This window comes from Agrobacterium sp. 22-209-1 (assembly GCF_053522485.1).
The window spans coordinates 374,761-396,789 of record NZ_JBNWCH010000001.1; the positions used below are offsets into that span (position 1 = coordinate 374,761).

The window sequence follows — 22,029 nt, forward strand, 5'->3', positions numbered from 1 at the left end:
CTAAAAAAGGTATAGTTTTTTAAAACATGAGTATAGGTTTTTAAGATAAAGTCCCCTATCCCGTTGCCAATGACGCTCCTGCCCCGCACCCGCCTCTGCCGCCGCATCGCCAGCGAAACCGCCGGCGTAGTCTTCCTGCGCGCTCCGGCGGGTGCGGGAAAAAGCGTGCTGCTGGAAATGCTGGCAAAGGAGTTGGGAACGCAGATATGCCGCACGCACCAGCCGCGAAGCGATGATGCCGTAAATGACTGCCTCCTATGGGACGTGCCGGTTTTCGCGCGGGCGGTGCGCATGCCCGCCGCCATTCTGGAAAAGGTGCGTTTTTTGGTCATCGCCTGCCGCCCGGATCAACGGATCAGCGGACTGGCCCGGCAGATCCTGCATCACGGTTCGCTTACCATCGGCCCGGATGAGCTGCTTCTTGGGCAGGAGGAGGTTGAAGACCTGCCACCTGAGCAGAAGCGTCTCGCCCTTCACGACTACGCCGGCTGGCCGGCTTTCCTGTCACTGGTCCGACTTCCAAACGAACCGCTGTGTGCCGATTATCTGCGCGAAAACTACCTGCCGCATCTTTCGCCCACCCAGACGGTTGAGCTTTCGCTCTGGCTCGAAAACCCTTCCGCAGAACCCGAGGCGGAATGGACCGAATTGCTGCCGCCCTTCCTGACCGGAAATTCCGAAAATCATCCCACCCTGATAAGGCTTCTGGGCCTGGCCGCACGGGAGCGTCTCGCTACGCTGCAGGCCGGGAGCGCCGTGGTGGAGGTCGCATCGGCTTTCGAAAAGGAAGGACGGGCGCTTGCGGCCATGGCGATGCTGCTCGACCGCGGTTATGAGACCCATGCCGCACAAATTCTGGAACGCGCCCATGGCCGCGAACTGATTTACAGAAGCAGCGTCGGCAGGTTTCGCGAGATCATTATGCGTTTTTCGCAGGATATGATCGCAACGAATGAAACCGTGCTCTTCGCCGTTACCCGCGCCCTGTTGAAACAGGGTGAGTTGCAGCGTGTGCGCCATCTGCTCGGCAAGAGCCTCGGATCGGATTATCTCGATCCGTTGAAGGTGCTTGCCCGGGGTTCACGGTTTTCCTTCGCCGCCCGCACATTCCGGCTCAACCTGATGATTGCCGAGGACCTGACTCCCAATGACGCGATGATAACGCGGCTCGGCGAGTTCATGGCCGATTACCCGATGGACGACCACGGCAAATGGGCGGCCTATTACAATGCGCTGCTGGAATTCGAAATCCGCCGCCGCAATTTCCGCGAGGCGGAGGCCGCCGCTGCCCGCGCTTTGATCTATCTGCGCAAAATGGGTGGGCAGCCGCTGCTGGAGTTCTTCATCCACCTGCACCAGATCGTGCTGCGGCTGACGAGCGGCGACGTGCTTCTGGCGCGCCGGGCCGCGCAGGAGGCGCGCACGCGGCTGGAACAGGTGCCGCATGACGCCGTGCAGGAGTTCCGGATGTTGCGGCTGGCGGAAGCCTGCCTTGCCTATGAGGCCGGAAAGCCCCGCGACCTCCTGCATTTCGTTGAACATGAATTCGATCACTTCGCCGCTGCCGAAATCTGGCCGAGCCTCATGCAATTTGCCCTGTTTTACGCCTCGCAGGTACTGATCGACCATTTTCCGATGACCGTTCGCCCGGGCTTTCTCGATGGCTTGTGGATCCACCTTTCGGAAGGGTTGCAATTCCATGCGATGATGGAAATCAGGACGGCCATCGCCTATCAGAACGCCAACCGCTGGGCGGACGCGGCGGCAACCCTTTCGGCAATCCGCATGCCCATGGGCCGCAACTGGGTGGAGAGCGCGCACGAGGATCTTTCCCGCCTGACGCGGCGCGATGAAATCTCCTATGTCATGGCCTGGCTGCGGGATGCGGTGCATCTTTTCACGCCGCGCGCCTATCTGTCCCGCCAGATCGACGCGATGATCGCCAATCCCAAGGTGACCAACCGCGAGAAGGTCGCGCTGAGAATCTGGCAGAGCTACGCCGCGCACCAGCGTCGCGACAACGCCGCTGCCCGCGCCCATATCCTCACCGCCCTTGAATCGGCGACCCGCCTTGGATGCAGCGGCGTCCTGTCGGAGGAACGCATCTTCCTGTCGCCGCTTCTGAACAATCGCCGCATCCGCAGTTTCATCGAGACCTCTTCCGATGTCCGCAGCGCACTATCGATTTTCGCCGCCTCAATGAACTCACCGCAGGCGCGCGCGCTGCATGGCGGGCTTTCGCAACGGGAAGCGCAGATGCTGCAACTGCTGGCCAGCGGCATGTCGAACAAGAAGATTGCCCAGACGCTCAACATCTCGGAAGTGACGGTGAAATTTCACCTCGGCAACCTGTTCCGCAAGCTGGATTGCAAAGGCCGCGCGGAGGCAATCCGCGCGGCGAAAGCACTGGGCTGGCTGTAAGGTTCAGCGGTTGTTCTTCTTGCGCCATTCGGCAAATGCCGTCTGGTGCTCTTCCTTGGTGCAGGGGTAAAGCCCGATGATCGTCTGGCCGGCCTTGACCTGCTCCACGACGAAATCCTCGTATGCGGTCATTTCCACCGCCTCGGTCGCCACCTCGTCGGCAATGCCCGCCGGGATGACGATAACGCAATCGGCGTCGCCGACGATGATGTCACCCGGGAAAACCGGCGCATCGCCGCAGCCGATCGGGCCGTTGATCTCGATAGCCTCGTGTTTGGTGAGGTTGGTCGGGCTGGAGGGCCGGGTGTGGTAGGCTGGAATATCCAGCTCGGCAATGGTGGCCGCATCCCGGAAACCGCCATCGGAAACGATGCCTGCACCACCGCGAACCATCAGGCGCGTGACCAGAATATCGCCCGCCGAGGCGGCAGAAGCGTCCTTGCGGCTGTCCATGACAAGCACATGGCCGGGCGGGCAGGTTTCGATGGCGACGCGCTGCGGATGGGCGGGGTTGCGGAATTCCACCAGTTGGTTGCGATCCTCGCGGGCCGGCATGTAGCGCAGGGTGAAGGCTGGGCCCACCATGTTTTTACCCTTGTAGCCCAGAGGGCGCACGCCCTGAATGACCTGGTTTCGCAGGCCGCGCTTGTAAAGCGCCGTCGCCAGGGTAGCGACGGAAATCGTCATCAGTTTTTCGCGCGTTTCATTGTTCATCTCTGTCTCCTCGCAATGGCGGATAAATGCGTTTCAAGTCCTGTGAATGGGCTCATCGATAAAAATGCCGCCCTGATATTTTGCGATCGCAGCCTCCGGGTCGGGGCGCGGTACGTCGCGCTCGATTTCCCCCCGGTAATCAGCGGCATTGTCGCGCCGCTGCCAGCCGAGAAAATCGACATGGGAATTGTCCCACCAGCTGTCGTCATTGGCCGAAACGCCCCAGATGACCGGGCAGCCGAGCGTCGGCACGCGGAATGTGGCCTCGATCAGCGAGACGAAGTCACCGTAGCTCAGCCACGTCGATAACATCCGCCAGTTGGACGGTTTTTCTTCGCAGGAGCCGATGCGGACAATGGCCGTCTCCTGGCCGAATTTGGAATGGTAGAGGCTTGCCATCGCCTCGCCGAAAATCTTCGAAACCCCATAGAGGCCATCGGGCAGAAAAGGCGTCTCCGGGCTAAGCTGTTGACCCTGCGGGTAATAACCGATCGTATGGTTGCTGGAGGCGAACAGAATGCGCGGCATGCCGTTCAACCGTGCCGCCTCATAGAGATTGTAGACACCACGCAGATTGGCCGCCTCTATCGGATCGAAAGCCCTCTCGACGGAAACGCCGCCGAGATGGACGACGCCGTCGCAGCCCTTGACGAGATCGTGCACCGCCTGCTCGTCTTCGAGCGCGCAGCGAACGAGTTCCTCGTGAGGAGCTGGCGTACCCAAATCGACGACATCAGACAGGCGAATAGTTTCGGTAACGTGGCCAAGCCGCCCGCGCAGCATGCTTCCCAGCTTGCCGCCGGCACCGGTGATGAGCAATCGCTTCAACATGATGGCGCCTCTTAGAAAATATCGGGCTCGCCGGCGGTGCGGCCGAAATCCGTTTGCAGGAAGTCGAAGTCGCAGCCCTGATCAGCTTGGGTGACGTGCTTGGAGAAAAGATAGCCATAACCACGCTCATAACGCGGCGCAGGCGCTTGCCATGCCGCCCGGCGCTGGGCGATCTCTTCTTCGCTAACCAGCATATCGAGACGACGCTGGGGCAGGTCGAGGCGCACGATATCGCCGGTTTTCAGAAGCGCCAAGGGACCGCCGACGAAGCTTTCCGGCGCGACATGCAGTACGCATGCACCGTAGGACGTGCCGGACATGCGTGCATCGGAAATGCGCAGCATATCGCGATGGCCTTTTTTGATGAGCGCCTTGGGAATGGGCAACATGCCCCATTCCGGAAAGCCGGGGCCGCCAAGCGGTCCGGCATTGCGCAGCACCAGCACATGATCGGGCGTCACATCGAGATTTTCATCGTCGATGGCGGCTTTCATTTCCGGGTAGCTGTCAAACACCAGCGCCGGACCTTGATGGACATGCAGTTTGGGATCGCAGGCGGTAGGCTTGATGACGGCGCCGTCGGGGCAGAGATTGCCACGCAGGACCGCGAGCGAGCCTTCCGCATAGACGGGATTGTCGAGCGAGCGGATGACGTCGTCATTATAAACCTTCGCGCCTTCAAGATTTTCGCCCATGCTGCGGCCGGTCACGGTCAGCGCTGAACAGTCGAGACGGCTTTCCAGCTGTTTCATCAGCGCCCTCAGGCCACCGGCGTAAAAGAAGTCCTGCATCAGATAGTCCTTGCCGGAGGGGCGGACATTGGCGATGAGCGGCGTCACGCGGCCAAGCTCGTCCAGTTCGTCCAGCGTCATCGGCACACCGGCGCGCCGCGCCATGGCGATGAGGTGCACGACGGCATTGGTGGAACAACCGGTCGCCATCGCAACAATGGCGGCATTACGAAACGCTGCCGCCGTCAGGATATGGTTCGGTGTCAGGTCTTCCGACACCATCTCAACGATGCGGCGGCCGCAGGCTGCGGACATGCGCTGATGTTCGGAATCGACTGCCGGAATGGAGGAGGCGCCGGGCAGCGTAATGCCAAGTGCGTCGGCAATGGCCGTCATGGTCGAGGCCGTGCCCATGGTCATGCAGACACCAGCAGAGCGGGCGATGCCGCCCTGCACGCCACGCCATTCCTCGTCCGTGACATTACCCGCGCGCCGCTCGTCCCAATATTTCCAGGCGTCGGAACCCGAGCCCAGAACCTTGCCGGCATAATTTCCGCTCAGCATCGGGCCGGCCGGCAGATAAATCATCGGCACGCCGGCCGAAATCGCACCCATGACGAGGCCGGGCGTCGTCTTGTCGCAACCGCCCATCAGCACCACGCCGTCGAGCGGATGCGAGCGGATCATCTCCTCCGTCTCCATCGCCAGCATGTTGCGGTAAAGCATCGATGTCGGCTTGGTGAAGCTCTCGTCCACCGAGAGCGACGGCATTTCGACCGGGAAACCGCCCGCCTGCAACACGCCGCGTTTCACATCCTTCACCCGTTCAGGGAAATGCGAATGACAGGTATTGAGCTCCGACCAGGTGTTGAGGATACCGATGACGGGTTTGCCGACAAAATCCTCCTCCGCATAACCGAGCTGCATCATGCGCGAGCGGTGGCCGAAGCTGCGCAGGTCGTCGGGTGCGAACCAGCGGTCGGAACGGAGTTTTTTATCTGTCATGTCAATGGTCCTGCGTTGCGGGTTGCGCCAAAGGCTGTCAGTCCTGCCGGAGCGTCAGCCCGCTCGTCGTATCGAAAAGGTGGACGTGTTGAAGCGGTGCGCAGAGGCGGATGACTTCGCCCGCCGATGTCGAGGTCTGGCCGGAAAGATGCAGCGTCACCGGGGTGCCGTCACCCAGATTACCGTAGAGATAGGACTCGCCGCCCAGCTGCTCTGCGGTGCGTACTGACATCGTCAACGCACCGCCTTCGCCCGGCTCCACATGGTTCGGGCGGACGCCGAGCGTCACCTTCTGACCGGGCTTATAGGCAAAGCCGGTCTGCGGCAGCGGGATAGTCTCGCCCGTCGCGATTTTGAGAGCAGGCGTTGCGTCCGAAGTCACTTCGCCCGCAAAGAAATTCATCTTCGGCGAGCCGATGAAGCCTGCCACGAAAATATTGGCCGGGCGGTTGTAGAGATCGAGCGGCACGCCGAACTGTTCAAGCTTGCCGGCACGCAGAACAGCAATCTTGTCGGCCATGGTCATGGCCTCCACCTGATCATGCGTCACGTAGATCATGGTGTTGCCGAGACGCCGGTGCAGGCTGGAAATTTCGCCGCGCATATCGACGCGCAGTTCCGCATCGAGGTTGGAAAGCGGCTCGTCGAAGAGGAACACGCGCGGCTCGCGCACCACGGCGCGTCCGATGGCGACGCGCTGGCGCTGGCCGCCCGACAGGTCCTTGGGGCGACGCTCCAGCAGCTGGTCGATCTGCAGCATCTTCGCTACCTGAGCGATCTTCTCGGCGACTTCCTTTTTGGGGGTGCCGATATTCTCAAGGCCGAAAGACAGGTTTTCGCGCACCGTCATATGCGGATAAAGCGCGTATGACTGGAACACCATGGCAAGGCCACGGTCCGCCGCCGGCACCGTGTTGACCACGTCGCCGCCGATGACGATATCGCCGCCTGTCAATTCCTCGAGACCCGAGATCATGCGCAGCAGGGTGGATTTGCCGCAGCCGGATGGGCCGACGAAGACGCAGAACTCGCCATGTTTGATATCGAGATCGATACCCTTGATGACATCGAGGGCGCCATATGTCTTTTTGACCTGACGAAGCTGAATACTTGCCATTGTCGTATTTCCTCCCTGAGGATTATTTGCCGCCCGTGGACGCAATGCCGGTGGCGATATATTTTTGCAGGAACATGAAGACCAGCGCGATGGGCGCAAGCGTCAGCACGGTCATTGCCAGAAGGTTGCTCCATTCCGTCGTCATCTCCCCCTGGAAGGAGTTGAGCGCCAGCTGCAGGGTGAAGTTGTCGTTGCGGGTCAGCACGATGAGAGGCCAGAGGAAGTCGTTCCAGCGCCACATGATCGCAAGGATCGCCAGAACGGCAAGCGCCGGAGCCGATAACGGCAGGATGATACGCCAGTAGATTTTCCACTCGCTCGCCTTGTCCATGCGCGCCGCATCGAGGATTTCATCGGGTATCGTCAGCATGTATTGCCGCAGCAGGAAAACGCCCGTGGGTGTCGCGGCACCGGGAATGATGACGCCCCAGAGACTGTTGATCATGCCAAGCTGGCTGGTGATGAGAAACAGCGGCACCAGCACGACCGTCTGCGGGATCATCAATGTGCCGACAACCAGCGCTAGCACCACGCCCCTGCCCTTGAACTGATATTTCGAGAGCGCAAACGCGGCCATGGAATTGACGATCAGCATGATGAGCGTCGACGTCACCGTGATGAAGGTCGAGTTCCAGAAATAGAGCGGGAAATTGAAGCGCTGGAAAAGCTCGGTGTAGTTTTCCGTCGCCAGCGCCACCTTTTCAGCCGGTTTCAGCTCGTTGAACGGCATCTTCAGGACTTCGGTCGGCTTGGCCGGGTCAACCACCTGGGCCACGAGGCCGATGCGGCGGATCATGCCGAGCTTGCGGCCATCCTTGTCGACATAGGCCGGCAGCGGCGCTGCCTGCCCATCAACCGCCACGGTTTCCTGGCTATAGGGCAGAAGGCGCGGCGGGAAGCGTTGAAGGTCGGCCTCCGTCTTGAACGAGGAGAGCACCAGCCAGACGACGGGGCCGAACATCATCAGCACGGCCACGCCGAGATAGGCGTAGGACAGCCAGTCGGTCCAGTGCAGCTTCCCGTTGCGGCCGCGGGTACGGGTCAGAAATGCGCCAATCCTAGCCATCGACCTTGCTCCTGTTTGCCCGGAATTGCAGGGCGGTCAGCACCACGAGCACCACGGCGAGCAGCAGCGAAGCGGCGGCCGCAAGTCCGAAATTCCGGGGCGTCCCGGCAAAGCCGGTCTGATAGATGAATTGAATGATGAAGGTCGTCGCCGAACCCGGACCACCGCCGGTAAAGGCAAAGACTTCATCGAAAGTCTGCACGCCCTTGATGACCGACAGGACGAGAACGACAAGCATGGTGGGCGCAAGCAGCGGCAGGGTAATGCGCCGGAAGATGCGCCATGGGCTTGCCTTGTCCAGCTGCGCCGCCTCGTAGACGTCACGCGGGATCGCCTGCAGGCCGGCGAGGAGAATGAGCGTGTAAAAGCCCATATGCGCCCAGACCGACAGGAAGACCGACCAGCCGAAGGCAAGGTTGGCCTCGAGCAGCCAGTCCACCGAACCGAGGCCGAGCCCCTCCATCGCGGCATTGAGAACGCCGAAACGCTGGAGAATCCACTTCCAGATCAGCGCGACCACGACGGGTGACAAGAGAACCGGGAAAAAGAAGACCGCGCGAAAAAAGCCACGGGCGCGGATATCGCGATTAAGCACGATGGCCGTGATCAGCGAGAATCCAACCATGAAACCCACCTGCAGCACGACGAAGAACAGCGTGTTCCAGACGGAGCGCCAGAACAGGTCGCGCGCACAGGAATTGGGATCAAGATAATTCTGACAGGAAAGAAGGACCGAAAAGTTTTCGCCGCCCACCGAAGGGCGCTCGGAAAGCAATATGTGTTCGCTGCCGGTCACGGAATAGGCCATGTTCAACAGGATCGGCAGGAAGGCGAAGACCGCAAACAGGATCAGGTTGGGTGTCAGAAACACCCACGCAATCCGCCGGTGGCCAAGAACCTTCTGCAGGAAGGCAAAGGGCAGTTCGACGATGCCCATGACGGGCGCAAGAAATTTATACATGAGGGTCCTCCTTCGATCCGGCGCGGCGCGGCATGCGCCGCGCCGGAAGGCGATGGATCACTTCGCCTGTTTCAACGCTTCCTCGAGGTCCGTCTTCGCACGGGCCATGGCCTCATCGACGGTGCTCTCACCGACGATGGCCTGCGTAATGCGCTGGACGGAGATGTTGAACATGGCGCGATTGTTCTTGTAGCCCTGATAGGCATAGGCAATCGGGCTGAGGCCGGGAATCTGGTCCAGCCAGGCATTCATGGCCTTCTGCGTCGCAGGCGTCGCACCGGTATAGGTCACGCCCTTGTCGGCCACGGCCTTGTGGGCCGGAACGTTGCGGGTGCGAACGGTGAAGTCGAGATAATTCTCGTCCTGAGCAAGGAAGTTCAGGATATCGGCGACGATCTTCGGGTTCTTGGTCTGCTTGAAGCCGACGATGCCGGTACCGCCCGGCATGCCCGTGCAGGCGGCGCCACCGCAGGGCTGCGGCACGACTTCCCAGTCGAAGGCATCGCCCACCTGGCTGTCGAAGCGCGCGGTCTGCCAGCTGCCGGAATAATAATAGACCAGCTGGCCGTTGATGAATTCCTGCGCGGCGTCGCGATAGGTGTTGCCGCCCTGCCCGGCCCAGACGTCACGCGCCATGGTGCCGTCCTTGTTCCACTCCACGAACTTCTTCACGAAAGTCGTAAAGCCTTCGTCGACGAGGATCGGCTTGCCGTCAGCATCGAAAATCTTCGCGCCATAGGAAATGGCCGGGCCGGCGATGCGATGGCCGGAACGGTCAATCGCCATCGGGTAAGGTGTGCCGGTTGCCTTGGCGACGGCATTGGCAGCCTTCGCCCAATCGTCCAGCGTTGCATCCTTGCCGGGTACGGCGACGTTAGCCTGATCGAACAGGGTACGGTTGATGAAAGCGCCGGTGATGGTGAGCTGGGTATGCATGCCGTAGATGCCCTTGTCGTCAGGGCCGCTGCGGTACCATTTCAGCACGTTGGAGAAATTGTCTTCCCAATATTTCGCGTCCACATAGGGCGTGAGATCGAGATAATAGCGGTTGAGACCGCCAAGATCGGTTACCGTCGCGAAGTCAGGACCGCTGCCACCGGCGAGCTGGACGGGCAGGCCTTCCAGCAACGCCTTGTAGGGCACAATGTCAGTAACGATCTTCACATCCGGATGCTGCTTTTCGTAACGGGCGAGAATGTCCTTCAGGATTTCGCAGCCATTGCCGTCATAAGCGCAGGTGAAGCGCACTTCCTCGGCCGCCTGGGCGGCGCCTGCAAAGGACGCCGCGCCAATGGCGAGCGCCAATGCCATGCTGTATTTACCGATCATCTCTTTTCCTCCCTTAGATGATTATGCGTTGGCGGATGCGCGCGGAGCCCATCCTTTGATCCATTCGCCTTCGGCGGCGTCGGACAGGTGGACCGGCTTTCTTTCCCGTACCGAGCGATAGATGGCGGTAACGAGTTCTATGGACTGCAGGCCGTCATTGACCGTCACTTCCTTGCCGCCGCGTCCTTCCATCGCGTCGGCAATGGCTTCGACAAAACCGGCAAAGCCGTTTTCGCCGTCGGCAACCTTTGCCAGAACGGCATCAATCTGGTCCTGCGTGGTGGGTGCACGGGCGATGAAACGCCATGTGTCTTCGGCCGGGCGATAGGGAAGCGTGCCACTCTCGGCGGTGAAGCCTTCGAAGCAGAAACGCAGACGGGACGTATCTTCTGCTGCACCGAGCGTGACGGAGCTGGTTGCCAGCGCACCGCTTTTCATGCGGAAACTGAGTGCTGCGCAATCTTCGGTTTCGATGGTGTTGACGCGCGTGTCGGCCATGGCGAAAACTTCCTCGACCGGGCCGAGGACGTGGCAGAGAAGATCGTGGGCGTGGATGGCGTGACCGAGGATCGCGCCGCCGCACTCACCCTTCCAGGTGCCGCGCCACGGGATGTCGTAATAGCTGGCGCCACGGTTCCAGTGAACTTCCGAGCTTGCGACAAAGGCTTTGCCCGCAAGACCGGCATCGATCAGCGCCCGCAACTGCCGCATGGCATGTCCAAAACGGTACTGGAAGACGGGAAATACACCGCGTCCGGTCTTCTTGACGGACTCGATCAGCGCATTGGCCTCTTCCAGAGAGCGAACCAGCGGCTTTTCGCAGACCACATCCTTGCCCGCCGCATGCGCCTTCAGAGTGACAGGAAAATGCAGGTGTGGCGGCAGGCAGACGTCGATGAGCTGAATGCTCTCATCGGCCAGAACCTCATCGAGATCGGTGGTCAGACGAATGGAGGTGTCATCGCCGGCGACGGAGCGCGCGCGCTCCAGATCGAGATCGCAGATCGCCTTGACGACGAAGCGCTTGGGCAGCGCCCGATAACCGCTCAGATGCTGGGCGCCGATGCCGGCGCCGATGATGGCAACACCGATCATTTCGAGGCTCCCTCAGCCTTGGCCTGCGCCTGAAGCGAGAGGTCGCAGACCTTGAAGACGTGTTCCTGCGTCATCGCCGTTTCCGTGCGGTTGCGGATATCGTCGCAGATGCGGGCGAAATAGGGCAGACCGGCGCCGGAAGCATCAATATACTCGCAGCGGTCGCCGTTGACGAGAACGAGGCGGTCCGTGCCTTCGGTATTGCCGACATCCACATATTTACGCAGTTCGATGTAACCTTCGGTACCGAGGATGGTCAGGCGGCCGTCACCCCAGGTCGGCAGCGCATCGGGCGTGTACCAGTCGACGCGGATATAGCCGTGGCCCTTGTCGCCGCGCAGCACGACTTCGCCGAAATCCTGAAGACCCGGATCGCCGGGGTTGGCATAATTGGCAACGGTGGCGGACACGATCTCAACCTCGGTCGAACCCGTGAAGAACATGAACTGATCGATCTGGTGGCTGGCAATATCGGTGAGGATACCACCATAGGCTTCACGCTCGAAGAACCATGTCGGGCGGATCTGGCGGTTCAGACGATGCGGGCCGAGGCCGACAGTCTGGATGACGCGGCCGATAGCGCCCTGGGCAACGAGTTCAGCCGCCTTGGTCACGCTCGGCACTTCAAAACGCTCCGAGAAATCGACGGTCCAGATGCGCTTGGTCTTTGCCACAGTCTGACGAAGGCGGTCGAGCTGTTCGAAGGTGGTGCAACCGGGCTTGTCCGACATGACGTCCTTGCCGGCTTCCATGGCGGCGATAGCGAGATCGGCGCGCTTGGAGGGAATGTCGGCGATCACGACGAGATCGACAGTGCCGTCAGCCAGCAGCGCCTCTTTCGATGCTGCGCGCGGCACATTCGGGAAGCGCTTGACGAAGCCCTCCACGACATCGGGCTCGCCTTCTGTCCACCAGCCGGCAAATTCGGCGCCGGCATCCAGCAGGTTCTGGGCCATGCCGAAAATATGCCGATGCTCAATACCAAGAGCGACGAACTTGATTGCTTTACTCATCCTGCAGTTCCACTTCCTTGCCGGTGTCGGCCGAGTTGATGATCGCGTCGATCAATCTGTGAGACAAAAGAGCCGCTTCGCCGGTGACGACCGGCGGGCGTCCTGAAGAGATGGCGTCTGCGAAATCATCGAAAACGCCCTGATGCCATTCATGCGTGAAAGCCATGGGGTCGGCGCCGCCGCCCGTGCCAGCGGCCGCGCCGCCAAAGGTTTCCTGCCGGCCATCGCGCCAGTCGACATGCAGCAGGCCGGAGGCGAGCCGCAGGCTGGCATTGTCGAAATGCAGGAGGATCGATTCCGCAGCCCCGGGGAAGCTTGCGGTGCTTGCCACCAGCGAGCCGACAGCGCCATTCCTGAAACGCAGGCCCGCAGACACGTAATCTTCGGTTTCCATGCGGTGGAAACGCGTCGTTGCAGCCATCGCCTGAACACGGGCGACCGGCCCCGTCAGGCTCAAGGCCAGATCAATCGTATGGATTGCCTGGGAGATCAGTACGCCGCCGCCATCGCGCGCCAGCGTGCCGCGACCCGGTTCGTCGTAATAGGATTGCGCGCGCCACCAGGGCACCGAGATTTCGCAGAGGCCGAGCATCCCGAGCGTTCCGCCATCCACAAGCTCGCGCGCTTTTTGCGATGCGGCCCGCATGCGGTGCTGGAAGATGATGCCGAGCGCGACACCCGCGTCACGACACAGGGCGACGAGACCCTCGGCTTCCCGCGTATTGCGAGCGACCGGCTTCTCCATCAGGATGTGTTTGCCAGCCTGCGCCAGTTTTCCGACAATATCGATGCGGGCATTGGGCGGCGTGGCGATAATGGCGAAATCGACATCCGCATCGCGCGCCGCTTCGTCGACGGAGGAATAAACCGCCACCGCGTATCCGGTATGTTTCGACGCCTCGGCAGCCAGCGCCTTGGCGCGGCCGGAACCACCATCGACGATGCCCTTCAGGCGAATTTTTTCCGGGCTTGCCGCGCAGGCAAGCACATGCGTCTTCGCCACCATTCCGGCGCCAACGATGACACAGGTCTTGATATTTTGCATTTCGGGAGCCTCCTTCCCAATGCGCGATCATTTGCATACCGGTATGCCGGTTGTCAACAGACTTGTGTTCCGGTATACCGGTTATGAGAACAGTGGAGGGTACATGCCGAAAATTCCTGTAACAGGCGTGCCGACGATGGAGCGGCTGGACCTCAACCGTCCGGTCGTGGACCAGATTTACTCCGCGCTGAAATCAGCCATCCTCTCGCGGGAGCTTTTTCCCGGGCAAGCCGTCTCTGAAAACGAGATCGGACAGTCGTTCAATTCGAGCCGAACGCCGGTACGCGAGGCGCTGAGCCGCCTGCGCGACGACGGCCTGATAGTCACGCTGCCAAGCCGTGGAACCTATGTCTCGCGACTATCGGAAAAGAACATCCGTAGCGCGCAATTCATCCGCGAGGCGCTTGAAGTGGCCGCAGTGCGCAGGCTTTGCCAGATTGGCCTGGCGCCGGAGGCCGAGCAGGAGATCGAGCATGCGCTGAATGGCCAGCGGGCGGCGATGCGCAACGGCGACAGAAAAGCTTTCCGCATCCATGACGACCAGTTTCACAGCGCGCTTGCCGCCGCAACGGGCCTCGAAAGGCTGGAATCTCTGTTGATCCGCGAGAAGGCGGGGCTGGATCGTTTGCGCGCCCTGGCCATCACCGATGAGGCGCATATGGCGCGGCTGCTTTCCGAACATGAGGCGGTATACGACGCAATCAGGGCGGGTGACGATGCCCGCGCGACGGATTGTCTGCAAAAGCACCTGAGACGCGTCCTAGGCATTCTCTCACAAGTTTTCGAGAACCATCAGGACTACTTCGAATAATTCCGCGGCATTTTTTCAACGGTTCGAGCATCATGAATACGGCAAACCCCGGACACACGCTTGCCATGTCGCAGGCGGAACTTCTTTGCGACACGATGAGCACACTTGCGGAATCTCCTGTTTGGGACGAGCGGCGACAGGTGCTTTTCTGGTGCGATATTCTCGGCGGGACGGTGCGGTCCGCAGCGCTCGAGCCCGGGCGTTATCGCGAATGGTCGTTCCCCCACACCGTATCGAGCCTTGGACTTTGTCAGAACGGCGATCTCGTCATCGCCTGCGGCATGGATGTTATCATTCTCAATCCTGATAGCGGCGAAACGCGCCTCCTCCATTCCATTCCTGCGCCCAAAGGCATCCCCTGCCGGCTGAACGACGGGCGGATCGGCCCCGACGGCGCTTTCTGGGTGGGAACCATGCACAATGTCCCGCTCCCGGACATGGAGCCCTATGGCGAACTCTGGCGGATCACCGAAAAGAACGCCGAGCGTATTCAGACGGGGCTGACATGCCCGAACGGGCTCGCCTTCTCCGAGGACGGATCGATCATGTGGCAGAGCGATTCCGTCCAGAAATGGATACGTCGGCGAAATTTCGACAGCCGGAACGGCAGCTTCGATGAGGGCGTGCTGGTGGCCCAGATGACGGAAGAGACTGGAAGGCCCGATGGCGGCTGCCTCGATAGCAGCGGCAACTATTACAGCGCAGGCGTGTCGGCCGGCCTGCTCAACGTTTTCACGCCCGACGGCGCGTTGGCGGACGTGATAGTAGCCCCAGTGCCCCACCCCACGATGTTCTGCTTCGGGGGAACGGATTTCAGTACTCTTTTCCTGACATCCCACCGCCACAACATGTCCGAGGACCGACTGCACAAAGCGCCATTTTCAGGTGGCGTCTGGGCGATCCCCACTCAGACGAAAGGGTTTGCCGGCTTCCGCTTTGGCGAAGGTAGGTAACATCCGGAAGCCGGGTTCCGAACCCTATTCCTCCCGGAAGGCGCGGCTGATCTGGTCGGTCAGCGGTTTGGCGATATAGGACAGCGCCGTTCTTTCGCTGGTCTGAATGAAGGCCTCGGCCGGCATGCCCGGCACCAGCGGCGCATTGTTCAGCTTCCGCCGCTCGGAGACCGGTACGGAAATCCGCGCCAGATAATAGGAGAGACCGCTGCGCTGATCGGTGGTGATATCCGCCGCGATGCGGCTGACATGGCCTTCCAGTTCCGGCGTGACGCGCTGGTTGAATGCGGTCATGCGCAGCATCGCCTTTTGCCCCAATTGAAGCTGATCGATATCCTTGGGCACGATCTGCACCTCCAGCGCCAGCTCGTCTCCGTCAGGCACGATGAGCATGATCGGATCCGCCGGCGTCACCACGCCCCCCACGGTGTGCACGGCCATTTCATGCACCATGCCTGATTGCGGCGCGACAATGTCGATGCGTTTCAGTTGGTCTTCGGCCGCAACCTTGCGCTCGACGAATTCGCCCATCTGGGCCTGTATCTCGCGCAGTTCCCGCCCGACCTCGGTGCGCAATTCCTGATCGATCTGCAGGATTTGCAGCCTGGTTTCGGTGATGCGCCCCGCCGTCTGCGCCTGATAGGCGATTTTCTCGCCGCGCTCACCGCCGAATGTCGCGGCCTGCGTCTGCAGGCTGTTCAGCCGCTGCACGGACACGACACCCTGTTCAAGCAGGGATTTCTGCGAGGTGATTTCAGCCTCCAGCACGGCAAGGCCGTTATCATAGGCGACTTCCTGCGCCTTCAGCCCTTCGATCTCATGTTCGAACTGGGTGATACGCTCGGAAAGCTGTGCTTTGCGCCCTTGGCGATAGGATTTGCGGAATTCGAACAGCTTGGTCTCGCTGCGCATGGCGGAGGCGACATCGGCATCGTCTTTTCGCGCCATCAACGCCTGCGGAAAGACGAGTTCCGGCAGATCGTCGCGCTCGGCCTCCAGCCTTGCCATGCGCGCATTCAGCTCATCCAGACGCTTGGTCACGATGGCGAGATTGGCGCGGGTCTGGGTCGCATCAAGGCGCATGACCACATCGCCGGCCTTCACTCTATCGCCTTCGTTCACCAGAATTTCGCCGACGACACCGCCGCTCGGATGCTGCACCTTCTTCGTGTAGGAATCCACCACCAGATGACCGGAGGCGACAACCGCGCCGGCAAGATTGGTCGTAGCAGCCCATCCGCCGACACCGGCCAGCAGCGCTACGCCCGCAGCAAGGCCGGCAACGAGATGCTTGCGGATGGAGCGGGACACATGGCTGCGCCGGTCAATGTTTGACATCTGCATCTCCTTCCTGGCTGTTCTCTTCACGGACGTCTTCCAGCACCAGCGCGTGAGGCTGGGTATTGGCGACGACGCGCAGCGGCGAGATGGTCTGGGCGGATGCGGTAAATCCCTTGGCCGCCTGCGCTTGCGGAACGCGCAGTACCTTCGAAAGCACCTCGTCACGCGGGCCGAAGGCCTTCATCCGCCCCTCTTCCATCATCAGAATGAAATCGACAGCACCGATGGCGCTCGGCCGGTGGGCGACGACGACGGCAATGCCGCCCCGCGCCTTGACCGAGGAAATTGCCTTGACCACGGCGGCTTCGCCTTCCGCATCGAGATTGGCGTTGGGTTCGTCCAGCACCACGATGAAGGGATCGCCATATAGCGCGCGGGCAAGGCCGATGCGCTGGCGCTGCCCGGCGGAAAGCGCCGAACCCGCCTCGCCGATATCGCTGTCATAACCCTTTTCGAAACGCAGGATCAGTTCATGCGCACCCGCAGCCCTGGCCGCCGCGATGATGGCCTCAGGATCGGGATTATCCTCGAAACGGGAGATATTCTCGCCGATCGTGCCATCGAATAACTCGACGCCCTGCGGCAGATAACCGATATGGCGGCCCAGCGCCTCACGGTCCCACTGCTCGAAACTTGCACCGTCCAGCCGTACCTTGCCGGCCGCAGGCATCCAAGCGCCGGTGAGAATGCGCGACAGGGTGGATTTGCCCGAGCCGGAGGGGCCGATAACGCCGAGCGCGTTTCCAGCGGTCACGATGAAGCCAAGTCCGGTGACGGTTGGTTTTCTTTCTCCCGGCGGAACGATGGTGACGTTTTCGACCCGCAAATCCTTTTCAGGCCTCGGCAGGGCCATGGCGGCGGCATTGGCCGGCATCTGTGCAAAAAGCTCCCTCAGCCGCGCCCAGCTCTGCCGGGCGGCCACGAAGGACTTCCAGTTGGAAATGGCAAGATCGACGGGTGCCAGCGCCCGGCCCATCATGATCGAACTGGCGATCATCGCGCCGCCCGAAGCTTCCTGATTGATGACGAGCCACGCGCCGACCGCCAGAATTGCCGATTGCAGCACGACCCGCAAAGACTTCGCGATGTTGCCAAGGCCGCCGGCCACATCGCCCGCCTTGCGATTGGCGGCGAGATAGGCCTCGTTGGAATTCTGCCAGCGTTTTCCGAGCCTACCGCCAAGCCCCATGGCCCGCACGACTTCGGCATTGCGGCGCGAAGCCTCCAGTTGCCGGTTGCGGGCCATATTCTCGACCATGGTGTCGCGGATCGGCTTCTGCGAAAAGATGTTGGTCAGGATTGTGAGGGAGACAAGCAATATCGCGCCGGCAAGCGCCGTCACACCGATCCAGAAATGAAACAGAAAACATATGCCGAGATAAAGCGGCATCCACGGCAGATCGAAAAAGGCCGTCGGCCCCGTGCCGGAGAGAAAACCGCGCACATTATCGAGATCGCGCAGCGGCTGCAGACCGTCGCCCGGCATGCGGTTGACAAGCGGCAGGCGCACCACCGCATCATGCACCTTACCGGAATAACGCAAGTCGAAATCTTCACCGATACGGATCAGAACGCGAGCGCGGATGATATCGAGCAGGCACTGGAAGCCGTAAAGGCCAAGCGCGAGAATGGCGAGCCCGACCAGCGTCGGCAGGCTGCCGCTTGCCAGAACCCGGTCATAAACCTGGAGCATGAAGAGCGGCGAAGTGAGCGCGAGTATATTGACCACGCCGCTGACGAGCGCAACGCCGAGAAACGTGTTTTTAAGGGGCGAAACAACCGCCGCAGTGAGGGACTGCGGCGGCGTCTGCTGGTGGTTTTGAAAGCCCACAGCCTGATTTTCCTTTACGCGGCAAGCGCCGATGCGCTGGCGAAAATGAAGTCCGATGCGTCGAGCACGTTTGCATCGACACCATTCAGTGTGACGGAGACGGACGTGTCTGTGGCAGAAAGGATAACGGCATTTCCGTTATCGTTATACCACAACAAATCGTCCCCCGAAGTTGCGCCCCAGGCGGAAACATCGAGCGTATCGGTACCGTCCTGATAGCCGTAGGTTCCGGTCGGGCCGGCCTGCACGACATCGTTGCCGCCGGAGAATACGAAGGTGTCTGCCCCGGCAAAGCCGGTCAGGGTGTTGGAGGCAGCCGTGTCCTCGATCACCGTGCCGGTGGCTGCAAAGTAATCATAGAAGCCGGCCAGCGAACCGAAGCGGGCAAGCTGGTAGACGGCGAGATCGAGAAGATCGCGAGCGCCGGCAAGCGAATAGGCGCTGTCGGGATCGATCAGCAGTTCCTGCTGGCTGACGGCGATGCCGCTGGTGGACTGGCTGTAGCCGGCGCCCAGAACGATGCTGTCGACCGAACCCGTCAGGTTGCCCTGGGAGTACTGCAAAGCGCCGCTCATGACGATGCCCTTGCCGCCGGAACTGCCATCGCCCCACGCCTCATAGGTCGTGTTCGGATCGATGGTGGTGGTGGCAAGAGAGCTGGTCTGAGCGTCGTAGAACGCACCATAGGTCGAACCGAAACCGCTCGTCCAACCGTTAAGGTAGCCGATCAGATCGGAGGAAGACTGCGTCAGTTGAATTGTGGTAGCCATAGGTGTACTCCTTTGCTGGCCAATAGAGGTACCTTCGTCCTGTAGCGAAGGCGTTTCATCTCCGGGACGGGCTGCAACCCCAACCCGGAGAATTTCTTCCACGGTTCAGAACTTCACGTTCATCGTCGCGATAAAGGTGCGGCCCGGGGCCGTGTAGGCGCTTGCCGCCGGGATGTATTTGCGGTCCGTCAGGTTGTTGACAGCGAAGCGAAGCGTGGCCTTGTCGTTGAAGGCATAGGACCCATAGAGGTCCACCGTGGTATAGGGATCGGTCACCTCCCGCAGATTGCCTTCCGTATCCAGTGTGCGCGACTGTGTCGGCGTGACATGGTTGAGCCTTGCGCCCAGCGAGAATTTCTCATCGAAGAAACGCATGCCGCCATCGAGCGTCAGCTTCACCTTGGGCGCGACATCGCCCGGCCAAGCGACGATTTCGCCCGTCGTGGTGGTTGTGCCGTTGGAAAAAACCTGCGTCTTTTCAGGCCATTCCGTCTTCAGAAGCGTCGCCGAGCCGCCGAGCCAGAAACTGCGGGCGTCGTAATTGCCCTCGAATTCAAGCCCGCGCATATAGGTCGTGCCGTCCAGATTGACGAAGCTGGTATAGGTGTGGTCGAGAACCTGATCGGTGACGAGATAACCGAGCGCGATATAGTCCTTCACCTCGCGACGAAAGGCGGCCATTTTGATGCGAATGGAATCGTCGTCCAGCAGCACGCCGTCGAAGCTCACATTCGCGCCGATTTCATAGGTCGTCGCCTTTTCGGCGCGCAGGGCCTGATTGGGAGCGTATTCGTATCCGGGGCTGTCGCCCGGACGCGCACCGGCGAAAAAAGCCTCGAGAATTGTCGGCGGACGCAGGCTCTGGGAATAGCTCACATAGGGGCGGAACCAGTCGACGGGTTTCAGCTCGATGGTGGCCGAGGGCAGCCAGGCGCTGTAGGTGCGATCAATATCGACATTGTGCTCAGGGTACTCGATGACCGGTATCGGCCGCCCCGTTATTCCGGTGCCAGGCATACAGCCTGCCGCGATGTTGGGCCAAGCCCGCGCCAGATAAAGCGCGTAGGGCCAGGCTGGGTTAGCGGGACGGAATATCTGATTAAAATAATCGAGAGGCGTGTAGTGGCTGCTGACCGGATCGCAAGGGATAGAAGTATCGATCTGATAGTTACGAGTACTGTAATAAGTCGCCGATCCCTTGAGACGCGACCAGTCGTAACGCACGCCGCCACTCAGCGTGATCCAATCGGCCGGCTCAAGCTCACCATTCAGGAACAGGCTGGCGACATCGCGTCGCCCTGCAGGGCTGAATGACGTGTAGCTGCTGGCGAAAGAAGGATTTTCGGCGATTTTGGCACTTGTCGCAACGGACGTGGCGATGTCCCGGAAGGCTTCCGCTCCGTAGTTCAGGCTGAGCGCGCCCGCCGCCGTATCAAAGCGACTGGTATTTTCCAGGCTCCCGCCGAAACTGCGCAGGCCCATATCGAGGTTGGTTTCCGCTGCATACCCGACGCTTCCATCAAGTTTATTGCGCGCCGCGCGCAGTTCATGCGTCATATTATCGTTCAGCCACAGCGACGACTTGAAATCGATGAGTTCACTCTCCGGGTCCCAGTCCAGCTTCGCGACGACGCTGTCGTTTCGCACGCTTTCCCGGTCGATCACCTCAGATGCGCCCTGAACGAAGTCATTCTCCTGATGCATCCAGGAGAGCGAAGCCTTCACGTCGCCAAATTCGCCTTCGCCCTTGAAGAAGGTGGACCAGCCGTCGCGGCCAAGCAAATCCTTCATCGTCAGCGCGGTGCTGCGGGCCTCGCCCTTCGTTCCGATCTTGTATTCATCCATGATCGTGCGGCTGTAACCGGCGACGAAGGAGAGAGGACCATCCGGCGAGCGAGCAGCGCCGAGAACCGAACCCTGAAAATCATAACCATTGGTGCCGCGGGAAACATTCACTTCCCCGCCCTTGTTTTCACCCTCGGCAATCAGATCGTCGGCGCTGACGGTTCGGAACTCGACCTTACCGCCCAGGGAGCCCGCATTACCCGACCGCGCATTGGTTATTTTTTCGATCTCGACGGCACGGATGAAAGCGACATCCACATAGCCCTGCCCGGCACTCGCAGTATAGCTTGCGGTGCCGCCGAAGGTCGCACCACGCTGCGCATTCTGCCGGGCCCCGTCGATTGAGACAACCACGCGGCCGCTTTCCTGCAAACCGCGCACATTCGGCGAAACGGTTGGGAAGCTGCCATTGCCCTCGCCGGCATAAACACCGGAAACTCGGTTGAAAACATCGCGCGTGTTGCGCACGCCGGCCGACTGGATCGCCTCGCGGCCGACCACGCTGACGCTGGCGGGCGTTTCATAAACCCAGTCGGGCGTCCCCTGATAACCGGAACCGGCAATGGAGTTGCGCCCGGTCTTGCCGGTCAGGGTAATGGTTTCCAGAACCGTCGTACCCTCCGCCGCGGAAAGATCGACGGTCGATTGCCCCGTGCCGATGACGACGGTTCTGCCATTGCCGGCGATACGGAAATTGACGCCCGTTCCCGCCAACAGCCGTGACAGCGCCTCCCGCACCGTGAAACTGCCGGTGACGGCATTGGTGCGCACATTGCCCGCCGCCGGCGTGGCAAGCGTGACCTGAAGGCCGGATTGCCGCCCGAAAGCACCCACGACCGACGACAGCGACTGGGCGGGAATATTGAATGGCCTTGTCGCCCCCTGCTCGCCGCCTGGACGCTGGGAATTGGTGGCGTCAGCTCCGGTCTGGGCCAGAACGGGCGTCGCGAATGAAACAATGACCGCCGTTGTCGCCAGCAGCACGGCCCTGCGAGCCCGCTTTGCTGCTTTTTCCCCTGAACCGGTCTTGCATGTCTGGAGGCGCATATTGCTTTTGTCTTCCTGTCTTTCGCTCCGGATATATCTTGACCGGATTACTCAACAAAAAGACGATTGCCTCGTCGATTTTTTTCAGGATTTCGGAAGAAAT

The 22,029-nt window shown here is 60.8% G+C and carries 17 protein-coding genes; 3 read left to right on the forward strand and 14 right to left on the reverse strand.

Annotated features, from left to right (window positions below; genetic code table 11):
* Window positions 1-69 precede the first annotated feature (69 nt).
* On the forward strand, window positions 70-2,421 hold the full coding sequence (locus ACQZ48_RS01670; RefSeq protein ID WP_448728425.1) for a helix-turn-helix transcriptional regulator: 2,352 nt from the start codon (window positions 70-72) through the stop codon (window positions 2,419-2,421).
* Window positions 2,422-2,424: 3 nt separating this feature from the next.
* Here the strand turns inward: ACQZ48_RS01670 and ACQZ48_RS01675 are convergent, their stop codons facing one another.
* From ACQZ48_RS01675 to ACQZ48_RS01720, 10 genes are read right to left on the reverse strand one after another with little or no spacing between them, the layout of a single operon-like run.
* Window positions 2,425-3,135: a ribonuclease activity regulator RraA gene (locus ACQZ48_RS01675; RefSeq protein WP_003506768.1), complete on the reverse strand. Its 711-nt coding sequence runs from the start codon at window positions 3,133-3,135 to the stop codon at window positions 2,425-2,427.
* A 33-nt stretch (window positions 3,136-3,168) separates the two neighbouring features.
* The gene (locus tag ACQZ48_RS01680; protein WP_374637518.1) at window positions 3,169-3,966 is read right to left on the reverse strand and encodes an NAD-dependent epimerase/dehydratase family protein; all 798 of its coding nucleotides are present in this window, start codon (window positions 3,964-3,966) and stop codon (window positions 3,169-3,171) included.
* A gap of 11 nt (window positions 3,967-3,977) precedes the next feature.
* Window positions 3,978-5,702: an L-arabinonate dehydratase gene (araD, locus tag ACQZ48_RS01685; protein WP_448728426.1), complete on the reverse strand. Its 1,725-nt coding sequence runs from the start codon at window positions 5,700-5,702 to the stop codon at window positions 3,978-3,980.
* A gap of 37 nt (window positions 5,703-5,739) precedes the next feature.
* On the reverse strand, window positions 5,740-6,819 hold the full coding sequence (locus ACQZ48_RS01690; protein ID WP_269826464.1) for an ABC transporter ATP-binding protein: 1,080 nt from the start codon (window positions 6,817-6,819) through the stop codon (window positions 5,740-5,742).
* A gap of 22 nt (window positions 6,820-6,841) precedes the next feature.
* Window positions 6,842-7,885: a carbohydrate ABC transporter permease gene (locus ACQZ48_RS01695; protein ID WP_137411569.1), complete on the reverse strand. Its 1,044-nt coding sequence runs from the start codon at window positions 7,883-7,885 to the stop codon at window positions 6,842-6,844.
* Window positions 7,878-8,846, reverse strand: coding sequence for a carbohydrate ABC transporter permease (locus ACQZ48_RS01700; protein WP_077985065.1), 969 nt, complete (start codon window positions 8,844-8,846; stop codon window positions 7,878-7,880). The genes ACQZ48_RS01695 and ACQZ48_RS01700 overlap by 8 nt, the downstream gene beginning before the upstream one ends.
* A gap of 57 nt (window positions 8,847-8,903) precedes the next feature.
* Window positions 8,904-10,175 carry an ABC transporter substrate-binding protein gene (locus tag ACQZ48_RS01705; protein ID WP_077985066.1) on the reverse strand — a complete coding sequence of 424 codons (1,272 nt, stop codon included), beginning with the start codon at window positions 10,173-10,175 and terminating at the stop codon, window positions 8,904-8,906.
* A gap of 21 nt (window positions 10,176-10,196) precedes the next feature.
* Window positions 10,197-11,270: a Gfo/Idh/MocA family protein gene (locus tag ACQZ48_RS01710; RefSeq protein ID WP_448728427.1), complete on the reverse strand. Its 1,074-nt coding sequence runs from the start codon at window positions 11,268-11,270 to the stop codon at window positions 10,197-10,199.
* Window positions 11,267-12,283 carry a Gfo/Idh/MocA family protein gene (locus tag ACQZ48_RS01715; RefSeq protein ID WP_077985068.1) on the reverse strand — a complete coding sequence of 339 codons (1,017 nt, stop codon included), beginning with the start codon at window positions 12,281-12,283 and terminating at the stop codon, window positions 11,267-11,269. The genes ACQZ48_RS01710 and ACQZ48_RS01715 overlap by 4 nt, the downstream gene beginning before the upstream one ends.
* Complete coding sequence (locus tag ACQZ48_RS01720) at window positions 12,276-13,328, reverse strand: Gfo/Idh/MocA family protein (protein ID WP_173990824.1); 1,053 nt, start codon at window positions 13,326-13,328, stop codon at window positions 12,276-12,278. The genes ACQZ48_RS01715 and ACQZ48_RS01720 overlap by 8 nt, the downstream gene beginning before the upstream one ends.
* Window positions 13,329-13,431: 103 nt before the next feature.
* Between ACQZ48_RS01720 and ACQZ48_RS01725 the strand changes: the two genes are divergently transcribed.
* On the forward strand, window positions 13,432-14,139 hold the full coding sequence (locus tag ACQZ48_RS01725) for a GntR family transcriptional regulator (protein ID WP_142911966.1): 708 nt from the start codon (window positions 13,432-13,434) through the stop codon (window positions 14,137-14,139).
* Between the two features lie 32 nt (window positions 14,140-14,171).
* Entirely contained in the window at window positions 14,172-15,092 is a 921-nt protein-coding gene (locus tag ACQZ48_RS01730; RefSeq protein WP_448728428.1) for an SMP-30/gluconolactonase/LRE family protein, read from the forward strand.
* A gap of 24 nt (window positions 15,093-15,116) precedes the next feature.
* Here ACQZ48_RS01730 and ACQZ48_RS01735 read toward each other — a convergent pair whose 3' ends face one another.
* The 4 genes from ACQZ48_RS01735 to ACQZ48_RS01750 form a co-directional block, all read right to left on the reverse strand.
* The gene (locus ACQZ48_RS01735) at window positions 15,117-16,430 is read right to left on the reverse strand and encodes an HlyD family type I secretion periplasmic adaptor subunit (RefSeq protein WP_217003580.1); all 1,314 of its coding nucleotides are present in this window, start codon (window positions 16,428-16,430) and stop codon (window positions 15,117-15,119) included.
* Entirely contained in the window at window positions 16,417-18,264 is a 1,848-nt protein-coding gene (locus ACQZ48_RS01740; RefSeq protein WP_448728429.1) for a type I secretion system permease/ATPase, read from the reverse strand. Before ACQZ48_RS01740 ends, ACQZ48_RS01735 begins: the two co-directional genes overlap by 14 nt.
* A gap of 14 nt (window positions 18,265-18,278) precedes the next feature.
* Window positions 18,279-19,034 (reverse strand): hypothetical protein, encoded by a 756-nt coding sequence (locus tag ACQZ48_RS01745; RefSeq protein ID WP_448728430.1) that lies wholly within the window; start codon window positions 19,032-19,034, stop codon window positions 18,279-18,281.
* Between the two features lie 105 nt (window positions 19,035-19,139).
* On the reverse strand, window positions 19,140-21,926 hold the full coding sequence (locus ACQZ48_RS01750) for a TonB-dependent hemoglobin/transferrin/lactoferrin family receptor (protein WP_448728431.1): 2,787 nt from the start codon (window positions 21,924-21,926) through the stop codon (window positions 19,140-19,142).
* Window positions 21,927-22,029: the final 103 nt, after the last annotated feature.